Origin of the sequence: Komagataeibacter melaceti (assembly GCF_003403295.1) — a bacterium.
In the GTDB taxonomy this organism is placed as follows: domain Bacteria; phylum Pseudomonadota; class Alphaproteobacteria; order Acetobacterales; family Acetobacteraceae; genus Komagataeibacter; species Komagataeibacter melaceti.
The window spans coordinates 1-11,825 of sequence record NZ_QUWV01000104.1 but is presented as its reverse complement, the minus strand read 5'-3'; the positions used below and the strand labels follow the sequence as shown (position 1 = coordinate 11,825).

7 protein-coding genes are annotated in these 11,825 nt (G+C 60.5%); all 7 read left to right on the top strand.

Annotated elements, in window-relative coordinates:
* Positions 1-655: 655 nt before the first annotated feature.
* Entirely contained in the window at positions 656-1,735 is a 1,080-nt protein-coding gene (locus DY926_RS11860) for a replication initiation protein (protein WP_010512185.1), read from the top strand.
* Positions 1,736-2,288: 553 nt separating this feature from the next.
* The gene (locus DY926_RS11855) at positions 2,289-7,379 is read left to right on the top strand and encodes a lactate dehydrogenase (protein ID WP_116703567.1); all 5,091 of its coding nucleotides are present in this window, start codon (positions 2,289-2,291) and stop codon (positions 7,377-7,379) included.
* Between the two features lie 177 nt (positions 7,380-7,556).
* Positions 7,557-9,434 carry a ParB/RepB/Spo0J family partition protein gene (locus DY926_RS11850; RefSeq protein WP_116703566.1) on the top strand — a complete coding sequence of 626 codons (1,878 nt, stop codon included), beginning with the start codon at positions 7,557-7,559 and terminating at the stop codon, positions 9,432-9,434.
* Positions 9,435-9,617: 183 nt separating this feature from the next.
* Complete coding sequence (locus DY926_RS11845) at positions 9,618-9,956, top strand: hypothetical protein (protein WP_116703565.1); 339 nt, start codon at positions 9,618-9,620, stop codon at positions 9,954-9,956.
* Positions 9,949-10,362, top strand: coding sequence for a hypothetical protein (locus tag DY926_RS11840; RefSeq protein WP_014106767.1), 414 nt, complete (start codon positions 9,949-9,951; stop codon positions 10,360-10,362). The genes DY926_RS11845 and DY926_RS11840 overlap by 8 nt, the downstream gene beginning before the upstream one ends.
* 156 nt (positions 10,363-10,518) lie before the next feature.
* Complete coding sequence (locus DY926_RS11835) at positions 10,519-11,550, top strand: phosphoadenosine phosphosulfate reductase domain-containing protein (RefSeq protein ID WP_014106768.1); 1,032 nt, start codon at positions 10,519-10,521, stop codon at positions 11,548-11,550.
* A 31-nt stretch (positions 11,551-11,581) separates the two neighbouring features.
* Positions 11,582-11,825, top strand: a 244-nt coding sequence (locus DY926_RS17705) for a DUF5983 family protein (RefSeq protein ID WP_116703564.1), incomplete at its 3' end; no start/stop codon positions are given.

Below are 11,825 nucleotides of genomic sequence, written 5' to 3'. Positions count from 1 at the left end.
GGGTAGGTCAGTTACTTGTGGAAAAAGGCTAGTAACCTCGCGTTTTTCGCAAGGGAATCCATATACCTTCAAATAATTGCAACGTTGCAATCCACCCACACTGGGCAATCATCTGGCGTGGAACATCGTCATGGCAGCTGCGGCAGCTATGAACGAGATCTAAAAAAGAGACGAAAGCCCGTTAAACTGCGAATCGCACTCATAGATTTCATTAAAAAACACGCGCAAGTCCCATAGATACCGGTTTGCGACCGTCAACATGAAAGTTCTTAAAATAACGTGTGGGCACTTCCCCAAAACTAGCTATCTTAACTGACCGCCCCCCACGAGGTCAGGTTAGATCCCCCACGAGGTCAGGTTACTATCCCCCAAGAGGTCAGGCTAGGTCCCCCACGAGGTCAGGAAATGCTCTAAAAGTCGTTGGTTTTCCTAGTACTTTTTGTCTTGAATCAGAATCACTTGAATAGAATCAGAATCCCCCGCAGCACGCTGCGGTCGTGTTGATAAAAATCTTCATAAGAAACCTTACTTCTCAGCACCATGTACGGCCGCGAGAAGATGCTGAGATGCCCAATTTCCCCTTCACCTGACCTTATTCTCATTCTAAGGTCAGGATACGAATCGTTCGTCCCGTTAGGTGCTGGATAACCCGCCCATGCAATACGCATCCGAAAGTGATGAAGCACCAAAACGCGCCATGCGTGTTGCTCGCGCTCTACAGCATAAGGGTGCCGACGAATTTGCCAAACCTGGCCACCTTGTAGAGATACGTTTCGTCAGAGGCCAATCGCTAAGCCTGACTGCATCACGTCTACTCGCGTTGATGATCCTTGTAGCCGGTGGCGATGCTTGGAAGCCAGTGGTCCACCGCATGCGCAAAGCAGACATCAGGCGAGGTCACAAAGGTAACGAACGCATAAGTGACATGCTTGAAGAACTGCATGGTACTCTATTTGCCGAAGACGACATTTCCTGGCGAGGTAAAAAAGCGACGCGACGATTTTCTCTGATTGCCTCTTCAAGGGAAGAGGTTGAAGACACAGAGCCTGGAAAAGAAGTCGGTTGGATTGAGTGGGAATTTACTCCCGATGCCCGAAGACTAATCCAAGAGTCTGAGACCTATGCGGTCATGAACCGCACCGCTGTATTGGGTTTTCGTTCGGCTTATGCGCTTAAACTTTACGAAATTGGGGCCTTGCGCGTGAAGAGACGTCAAACCGTATGGAAAGGTGACGTCATCGCATTTCGTGCTGCTTTAGGGATCTCACCTAACGTCTATAAAGACTTTGCTCAGTTGCGGCGAAAAGTATTGACCGTTTGTAAGAATGAAATCGACGAACTGGCGCATTTTACGGTCGAGTGGACGGAAATAAGACAAGGAAGAGCAGTAAGAGAACTCGAGATTGTTTTCCGACCTAAGGAAACCCCAAAGGTCATAGATCATCAAACGACTACCCGCGAATTAGAAACACAACGCAATCAAGTAGTACGACCCGCGGCTGCGAAAAGCGATGGGCAGGTAATGTTCCCAGCCGGTTCTCTCCAGTTTGGAGCCGACCAAGAGATATTCGCTAGAATAGCGCGTTCCTCTGGCGGGGGCTGGGATATCGACCTGATTGCCGATGCATTCCGAGACCATCTCGGTGAGCGACTTGGCAAGCTGCATGGTTCCAAGCTTAAAGCGGCATGGAAAGGCTTTTGCGAAAGTTATCACAACCGTCGAGGTAATCCGTAAACGTGAGCCGAGAACGCTTCTATGACGCTAAAAATGCGAAATCGGGCGCGACAACGCAGGTCGTCTCTATGTCGATTTAGAGGTTTCTCAAAAATTGCAACGTTGCAATTTTCCAGCGACAATCCATTTTGACTATCGGTCGACTGTAAAAGTTTAAACGACTGCGACATAGCGATCGGATGTGTGACTACCCGCTTTTTCGTAACATTCAAGCTGAACGGGTGGTAAGTTTGCTTCCAGAAGAAGAATAAGATTAAGAGATTAGTCCGCAAAGTCATTTAGGGAGTGGCACCAGATCGACCAGCACGCCGCAAGGGGTAGCTCCTCCCCGTGCTCGGCGTCTGCGTCGCCTGCGCGCGGGTCCGGTGCTGCCGCTACGCGGCACCCTTGCCCCGCACTGCCCGACCCGGTCGCAATAAGAGCTGAAGGAAAGAGTAATCAGGCGACACAACCTGATTAGCACACCCGTTCCTGACATCCCGAAAACCTGACCCGGAAACATCCCGGCCTGCAGAAGCAGCGCCGGGTGCCGGCGTTTGTACGGAGCACGGCCATGTCGTTCCAGCTCAACCTCTTCGGCACAACCGCTCTCGCAGATACCCAGAACGACCTTTTCTGGGGCGAACTTGAAGGCGAAGATGGCTCGCCCCCTGTCTTGCCGGCCGCGATGGCCCTTCCCAAGATCGACTTTCATATGATGACCGACCGAGGCCTCGCTGACACCTGGAAACAGCGGGCGCGTGACAACGCGCTGGCAATCGCGCTGCTCAAGGAGATCGAAGAAGCAGACCGAAACGCTTCGTCCCCCGAACAGATCGTCCTGTCACGCTTCATCGGCTTTGGAGCTGGAGAACTGGCGAACAACCTGTTTCCATCCGGGAGCGATAGCGCCCGCCCAGGCTGGGAAGAGGTTGGCGAGGCGATCCATGCCTCCACAACAGATGTTGAAAGGGCAGGACTGAAGCGCGCAACACAATATGCGCATTTTACCCCTGAACTGATCGTGCACGCACTCTGGAACAAGGTGCTGCAGATGGGCTTCAGAGGCGGTTCCGTGCTTGAACCCGGCTGTGGGACCGGTCTTTTCATCGCGGCCCGACCAGAAAGGCTCGAAGGATGCATCGCCTTTACCGGGATTGAGAATGATCTGATTACGGCAAGGATCGCACGCAGGCTCTATCCAAACCAGTGGATCCGCAGCGAGGATTTCACGACAGTGAAGCTCGCAAACGGGTATGACCTTGCGATCGGTAATCCACCCTTTTCCAATCGCACCGTGCGTGGCCCGGAAGGTCTGGGACGGCTTGGCCTGAGCCTGCATGATTTTTTCATTGCCCGATCCATCGAAGCACTTCGCCCGGGCGGCATCGCAATTTTCGTGACGTCCCGCCATACGCTGGACAAGACGGACAGCACCGCGCGCCGGACCATTGCCGACATGGCTGACCTCGTGGGGGCAGTCCGGCTCCCGGCCGGAGCAATGCGCGATGACGCCGGCACGGACGTGGTGGTGGACGTACTGGTGTTCCGCAAGCGCATGATCGGCGACATGGTCGATGACGAGACCTGGCTGGAAACCGGCGCCCTTGCGAATAGCGACCATGGTAACGGTCCGCTCCTCGTCAATCGCTACTTCCTCGACCACCCGGAGCAGGTGCTTGGCCGTCACGGCTGGACCACCACCCAGTTCGGTCCCGATTATACATGCGACGCGCGTGCCGACGGCAGGCTCGATGTGATGTTGCCCGAGGCCCTGGACCGGATCGGGCAGGACGTGCGCTTTCCGGAACCCCTGAACCAGCGCATTGTCCGGCCGGCGGGAGCCGGTGTGCTGGTCGGCACGGCTGCCGATGGCGCCCAATTGAAAGAGGGCTCCTACTTCGTCACGAAAGGCGTCCTGCAGCAGATCTGCGACGGACAGCCCACCACGGTCGCCATCAGGAAGGGAGATCAGAAGGATGGCCTCTTCCAGAAGCGTGCCCGGATCATTACCGCGCTGATACCCGTCCGGGATGCGGCACGCGCGGTGCTGCGAGCGCAGATGGAGAACCTGCCCTATGGACGCCTGCAGGGTGATCTGAAGCGTGCCTATTTCAGCTTTGTCCGACAGTTCGGCCCGATCAACCTGATGAATGTGACGGTCCGGATCGATCCGGAAACCGGGGTTGAAAACGAAACCCAGCGGCGACCGAACCTGACGCCATTTTACGATGATCCCGACGTCTGGCTGGTCTCGTCCATCGAGGAATACGACGAGGCGACACAGAAAGGTCGGATGGGACCAATTTTCTCTGAACGGGTCATTCATGCGCCTGTCGAACCCGAGATCCATTCCGCCCACGACGCCCTGGCCGTCTGCCTGCATGAAACAGGCGGTGTGGAAATGCCCCGGATCGCGGAACTCATGGGACAGTCCGAAGCTGAGGTCGCGGCCGCACTGGGGGATGCGGTTTATCTCGATCCGGTACGAAGCGTGGATGGTCGCGATGTCTGGGTTACGGCTGATGAAATGCTCTCCGGCGCCGTGCGGACCAAGCTGGAAGAAGCACGCGATGCAGCCCGGATCGATGGGCGCTACGCCCGGAACATCACGGCGCTGGAAGCCGTCCAGCCAGCAGATCTGCGTCCGTCGGAGATCACCGCGCGCCTTGGCGCTCCCTGGTTGCCGGTCAGCGACATCATCGCCTTTACCGCCGAGGTGCTCGGGGTCGAAACGGTCATCTATCACGCGCCCGCGGTTGCCTGCTGGACCGTGGAGAAACGGGCGTTCATGGGCATGGCCGAGGCTACGTCAGTCTGGGGGACGGAACGGCGACATGCCGGCGAACTGCTGGAAGATGCCCTGACGCAGGCATCGCCAAAAATATGGGATGTCTGGCGTGATGGCGATGGCAATGAGCACCGCGAACTGAACACACAGGAGACGGAAGCCGCAAAGGAAAAACTGGCGGCGATCAAGCGTGCGTTCGAGACATGGGTCTGGCAGGATGGCGATCGGGCCGAGAGGCTGGTCAGGCTGTATAACGATACCTACAACAACCTCGTGGCACGCGCGTTTGATGGCTCCCATCTGCGCCTGCCCGGCGCAAGCACCACGATCAGCCTGCGGCCCCACCAGAAACGGGTGATCTGGCGGATCATCGCCGCGGGCGGTACGTATATCGCGCACGCGGTCGGCTCCGGAAAGACCTTCTCGATGGTTGCGGCCGTCATGGAGCAGAAGCGGCTTGGCCTGATCAGCAAGGCGATGATCGCCGTCCCCGGTCACTGCCTCGCCCAGATGGCCCGCGAATTCCTCATGCTCTACCCGACCGCGCGGATCCTCGTCGCCGACGAGACGAACTTCGTGAAGGCAAAGCGCCAGCGGTTCCTTGCCCGGGCCGCGACCGGAAACTGGGATGCGATCATCATCACGCATGATGCATTCAGGTTCATCCCGGTGGAGGGGGATTTCGAACGCCAGATGATCGAGGCGCAGATCGCGTCTTACGAGGAAGTGCTGGAAAGCGTCGACGCGGCCGACCGCCTGTCGCGCAAGCGGGTCGAGAGCATGAAGGAGAAGATGCAGGCGAAGCTGGAAGGCCTTGCCGCTCGAAAGGACGATCTCGTGCATCTGGGAGAGATCGGCATCGACCAGATCCTCGTCGACGAGGCGCAGCAGTTCCGGAAGCTGAGTTTTGCAACCAACCAGTCCGACCTCAAGGGGGTCGATCCGAACGGCTCGCAGCGGGCCTGGGATCTCTTCGTGAAGACGCGCTACCTGGCGGCAAAAAATCCGGAACGCCCGCTGATCATGGCGTCCGGCTCCCCGATCACCAATACGCTGGCCGAGATGTGGACGGTCAGCCGCTATATGGATCTTGAGGCGCTGCAGAAGCGCTACCTGCATGAATTCGATGCCTGGGCAGCCAATTTTGGCGAGACCCGTACCGAACTGGAACTGCAGCCAAGCGGGCTTTACAAGCCGGTCACGCGCTTCACCGAGTTCGTCAACGTCGCCGACCTCATGGCGATGTATCGCGACTTCGCGGATGTCGTGCAGCACGATGACCTGCGCCAGTACGTGACTCTGCCAGCAATCCGGGGCGGGCGTCGCGAGATTATTGTCGCGCCGACAAACGATAACTTCAGGGCCTACCAGAAGACGCTGGCGGCCCGCATCAACGCCATCGAAGCACGCCAGGGGCGTCCCCAGAAGGGCGATGACATCCTCCTGTCCGTCATCACGGATGCCCGTCATGCCGCGATCGACCTGCGCTTCGTCGCCCCTCTTGCCGCGAATGACGACACATCGAAGCTGAACCTGATGATCGGGAACGTGTTCCGGATCTGGCAGGAGACATCGGAAAGCCGTTACAGCGATCCTGAAACCGGTCGGCCGTACGACCTGCCGGGGGCGGTGCAGATGATCTTTTCGGATCTGGGCACCGAGAGCGCGATGGAGACACGCGGTTTTTCCGCCTACACGTGGATCCGCGATGAACTGATCCGCCTGGGCGTGCCGCGCGCGGAAATCGCGTTCATGCAGCACTACAGGAAGAGTGCGGCGAAGCAGAAGCTGTTCGGTGATCTCAATGCCGGCCGCAAGCGGATCCTGATCGGCTCGACGGCGACCATGGGCACCGGCGTCAACGCCCAGCAGCGCCTCAAGGCCCTGCACCATCTCGACGTGCCGTGGCTGGTCTCCGACATCATCCAGCGCGAGGGTCGCATCGAGCGGCAGGGCAACCAGCACGCGGAAATCGAACTCTACGCCTATGCCCAGCAGGGTTCCGTTGACGCGACCAACTGGCAGCTCCTCGAACGCAAGCAGCGCTTTATTGGCCTTGCGATGTCAGGTGACCGTTCCATCCGCCGGATTGAGGACATTGGCGGGGAAGGGGGAAACCAGTTCGCCATGGCCAAGGCGCTCGCCTCAGGCGATGCCCGGCTGATGCACAAAGCCGGGCTGGAGGCCGATCTTGCGCGGCTGGAGAGACTCGCGGCCGCCCATTATGACGACCAGTTCGCCGTAAAACGTGCCATCGACCGGGCCGAGCGTGAGATTGCGGGCGCGGAGCGCCAGATCCCGCTTATCGAGGCGGATATTGCCAGCCGTCAGCCCACGAAGGGGGATGCGTTCGTACTGCGTCGGGACAAGGGGGATGTCAGCGAACGTGAGAAGGCCGGGTCATGGCTCCTGTTACAGGTCCGCCTGGCGGCGAAGAACGGCGAGGCAGGGGTCTGGAACCTCGGACGCATCGGTGGGTTCGCCGTCATGTGCGAAGCTGGGCCTGGCCGTCGCGTGTACTACGAAAAGCGCGCGGTCGACGTGACGCTGTTTGTGGAAGCGCGCTCGGGTCGCATTGAGATCGCCGTCGAGGACGACACGAAGGGCCTTGGGCTGACGTCGCGTGTCGAGCATGCGCTGCTTCGGATCGATGACGCGCTCCGTGACGCAATCCGGATGCGGGAGGAAGCGCAGCGTCGCCTGCCATCCTACCGGGCCCGTCTGGGCCTGCCGTTCGCGGAACAGGCGATGCTTGATGAAAAGCGCGCGGAGCTGAAAGCGCTGGAAGACGATCTGGCGGCGACCGCGACCGATGAAGACCCGGCGCATGACGACACCGAGGACAGGGAGAAGGAAGAAGAGGCGGCAGCCTGAGAAGGGCTGCCATCTCCGGCCAGGCGCCGCAAGGGGTGGCGCCTCCCCGTGCTCGGCGTCTGCGCCGCCTGCGCGCGGGTCCGGTGCCGCCGCTGCGCGGCGCCCTTGCCCCGCCAGCCCGGTGCTGGCCGCCGGAGTGCATCAGGAAAGGCGTCCTGAGAACACGGAGTAAAAACCATGGAACTGCGCGAAGTTGATCCGAAAACCCTGCTCGACAACCCCGAAAACCCGCGGAAATCCGCGCCCAATGAGGCGGAAGAGCGCCAGCTGGCGCTGAACGTCAAGGCCGTCGGGATCATCCACCCGCCTCTGGTCCGCGAAACTCCTGACGGCCTGATGATCGTTGCAGGGCATCGCCGCCGGCGTGCCGCAGTCAAGGCCGGCCTGAAAACCATTCAGGTGACGGTGGCAGGCGATGATGCGGAACTGGACCGGATGCGTGCCGCATCGGAGAACATGATCCGTCAGCCCATGACCCAGGTTGAACAGTGGCGGGTTGTCGCCAGGCTTCGGGAGGAAAAAAAGTGGAATGATACCGCGATCTGCAAGGCGCTGATGCTCACACCGGTGCAGTTGAAGCAGATCGGTCGCCTGTCTGCCATCCTGCCCGAGATTCTGGCGTGGATCGAGGCGGGAAAAGGTCCCGGCAATCGTGAACTGGCGAGTATCGCCCTTGCGTCAACCGCGCTGCAGGAACAGGTCTGGGGCCATTTCGGGTTTCCGGTTGGCGCGGCGCCGCCCGAGGACGTCGAAGCCTGCGAAGATGAGGGCGCGCAACTGCCCGACGGAAACTGGGAACCCGGTGCTGCCATCCCCGATTGGGACCGGATTGCGTCAGCCCTGCGGCAGGATCGTTTTTATGCAATTGAGGCCTCGTTTGATGACGCCATTGCAAAAAGCTGCCGGATCGCCTGGCAGGAGGATCTGTTCGGTGAAGCCGGGAAGGACGGCCGTTATACCGATGACGGCTTCGCCTACGAGAAGGCGCAGCGCCAGTGGCTGGGTCAGAACACGCCTGAAGACGCACTGATCCTCCAGAGCGACGAGAACGGCGAGCCGGTCTTCGAACCCGGCATGGTCCGGATCTACTGGCAGCGCGAGGGCGCCACGAAATTCTTCTGGCTCGATCATCGCCTCAAGGTTCGCGAGGGCTGGTGCGTCCTGCCGGGCAGCGAGGCGGCAGGTCGCGTGACGCCGTCCGCCGTCATTGAAGCCCTGCCCGAAGGGCCACGGGAACGGCCCGATATCTCGGGGCGTGGTTTTGACATGATTGGCAGTTTCCGCACCCAGGCGCTGCATGCCGCATTGGACGGCATCCGGGGCTCTGCCGATCCATGGGTCCTGGTCGGGCTGATGATCGCGGCCCTCAACGCGCAGAATGTCCGGGTGGACGGGGATTCCAACGCACACTACCCGCAGCGCCGTCCGTCACGTCGGCTCGTGGCCGCCGCCGGACTGTTCCAGGATGGCGAGATGGCGCTGGACGAGGCGCTCCTGCGTGGCGCTGCTGTCGACGTGCTCAAAGCCGTGCTGTCCTGCGAGAAGAACGCGACGAATAGCGGCGACTGGGGTGTCCTGGTCGGCCATATCGTGAAAGCGGACGACCATCTGCCCGCCATGGCGGATGAAGACTTCCTGAAAACGCTTAGTAAGTCCGGCATCACGAAGGCCATAAAGGCGGAAGGTATCCTGCCGCGCAATACCGGCAAGGAAATGCGCCGCGCCCTGATGGACCATGTCGGGCAGGGGAGCTGGGTGCATCCTGCTGCGCGTTTCCAGGTCGATGTCGCAGCGCTGAACGCCACCTTCGCGGAAGCGCTCGCCCCGCCATCCGAAGCGGATGACGATGATGGGGAACTGGCGCATGACGACGAGACGGAGTTGGAAGACGACGCGGATGCTGTTGCGCCGGCGGATGGCCCGGGAACCGATGATCCTGCTGCGACAGATCAGGAGGATGATGTGCCGCATGGCAGGGCGGAAAGTCCGGCTCCGCCATCGCAGACACCTGAAGAATTCCTCAGGACGCATGTTGAGTTTGTAGGTTTCAGCTGAGCGAGGCTGTTGCCGTCGTACGGCTCTGGCTCACGGCCCGTCGCCCTCAGTGGTGACGTCGGGCGGTGAGCCAGCAACGGCCTCTGGCAGGACGTCGACCGGGAAATTCTGCGATGCGCCCCCACCGGGCTTATCCAGAACGTCAGGTTACGCGTTCACCTGCGTCGGCGAAGGAGAACCGTGATGACCGATGAATACATGACGGAAAAGCGTCTGATCGGCAGGTATGTGGTTGAACTGGGTTTCCGCCCGGATGGTGGGGTTTTGATCCGGACGCCTGAAATCTATCCGCCTACGGCCCGCCGATGGCGGGGACCCTATGAGAGCGTGGAGGCGGCAGTAGTCGAATTTTCCGCTTTCACGGCGGTTCCCAGAGTCACGTCGGCCGAGCTGGCCCGGCTGAGAGAGCGTGGCTCTGTCGCCGAAATCTGCGGAAAGGACGTGATGGTGTGGCACTGCCCATGGCGCGAAGCCACGACACTGAGCGAATTTGTCCTGGTAAGGGAGGACGGCAATGCCTGATTTTCGTGTCACGCTGGTTGAGCGCCTGTTTGAAGCGGATGCCGGCGATTTCAGGGTCACGGCGACGGACGCTGAGGCTGCTGCGCGGATCGTCCTCGATGCCGTCCCCGACAGTGTGGACTCTGACGGGATCCGGACCACCATTCTGCCTGACGGTCAGGAAGTGGACCTTGAGGTCGAGGAAGTCGTCCATGGCGAGATCGTGGCCATGGTCCACGATGCGGGAACCGGCGTGCTGCAGGGACAGTTTGGGTTTTCCCTTGTTTTCAGCCCGGGCCGAGAGGCCGCCGCCGTTCTCGCCAGAGTGATGGATCGTGTCCTTGCGGATGACGGTGAGCGGGACACCCATGCAGCCTGCGTGGTGCTGCGCCGGTATCTGCACGAATACCTGAACGCGGACGCATAGGAAGAGCAGGAAGACACAGGAAAAATATGCCCGAAGGGCCATCGCGCCTCAAACGGTGGCTCTTGTCCCGCTCCGCGGGCCTGCGATGCCGGCGCGCGCGCCGCGTTTGACCCGCGATACCCCGTCGGACCGCCAGAAGACATTCAGACAAGGAGAATGTCCATGGCGACCGCAAGCCTGTCATCCCACCAAGGAACTGTCGCGCCGGAGCCCGGAGAGATACCTGATCTGGCGCGTTATGATCACGTCATCGTCGCCTGTTCCTTTGGCAAGGATTCCCTCGCCAGTACGCTGCACCTGCTCGAAAAGGGCGTGGCGCCGCAGCGCATCGAGTGGTGGCACCATCGTGTGGACGATGACGGGGACGTTTTTGACTGGCCGCATGTGCCCGATTACGGGCGGCATCTGGCTGCGGCCCTTGGCGTCAGGCTGTATTTCTCCGCGCGCCAGGGTGGGATCGTGCGGGAAATGCTGCGCGAGAATGCGCCGACCGCACCGGTCTGGTTCGATACCCCGACAGGGCGGGTCACTGTCGGTGGCAAGGGACCGCCCAATACGCGACGCCGCTTCCCGCAGGTTTCGGCGAACCTGTCGGTCCGCTGGTGTTCCCCATACGCCAAGATCATGGTTGCGGATGGCGCCCTGCGGAACCAGGCGCGCTTCAGTCATGCCCGGACCCTGTTTGTAACCGGAGAACGCGCGGCGGAGTCCGCGAACCGTGCCCGTTACGCTGTCTTTGAGCGGCACCGGGCAGACTGTCGTGATGGTCGGATCCGACGGCATATCGATCACTGGCGGCCGGTACATGCCTGGAGTGAAGCGGCTGTCTGGCAGATCCTGCGTCGGCATGGCGTGATTCCGCCGCTTCCCTATCAGCTCGGGTTTGGCCGCCTGTCCTGCCTGACATGTGTATTCATGTCTGCCGATCAGGCTGCGACGCTGCGTCACATGGACCCGGATCGGTTCGCCCGGCTGTGTGAGTGGGAACGCGCATTTGGTTGCACCATTCGACGCGACCGGGACCTCGGCACGCTAGCCAGGGGCGGCACGGTCTACGGCCCCGTGCGCCAGCACCCGGGTCTGGTGCGCCGCGCGCTCTGCCACCGCTGGCGTGGCCGTGTCCTCACATCCCCCGAACAATGGGTCCTGCCCGCTGGCGCATTCGGCGAGAGCGCCGGGCCGGTCTGACCCGCCTCATCCTTAAGCAGGGAGAAACCCGATGTTAGCGCCTTTCCAGATCCGGAAATTCCTCGACCTGAGCACCGGTCACCTTCCCCTGTCGGACCGTGGACACCTTGAGAGATATGCAAGGTCAGGTGGTTCCTTTGGGCTGACCTGCCTGTCCGGCCCGCACGGATGGTTTGTCCATGTCCCGCTTATGTGGACGGCCTTTACGATGCAAGAGGTCACATTGATTGCATTGTCGTATCTTTCTTCTGCGTATTTTCGCTCCAGCGAAATGC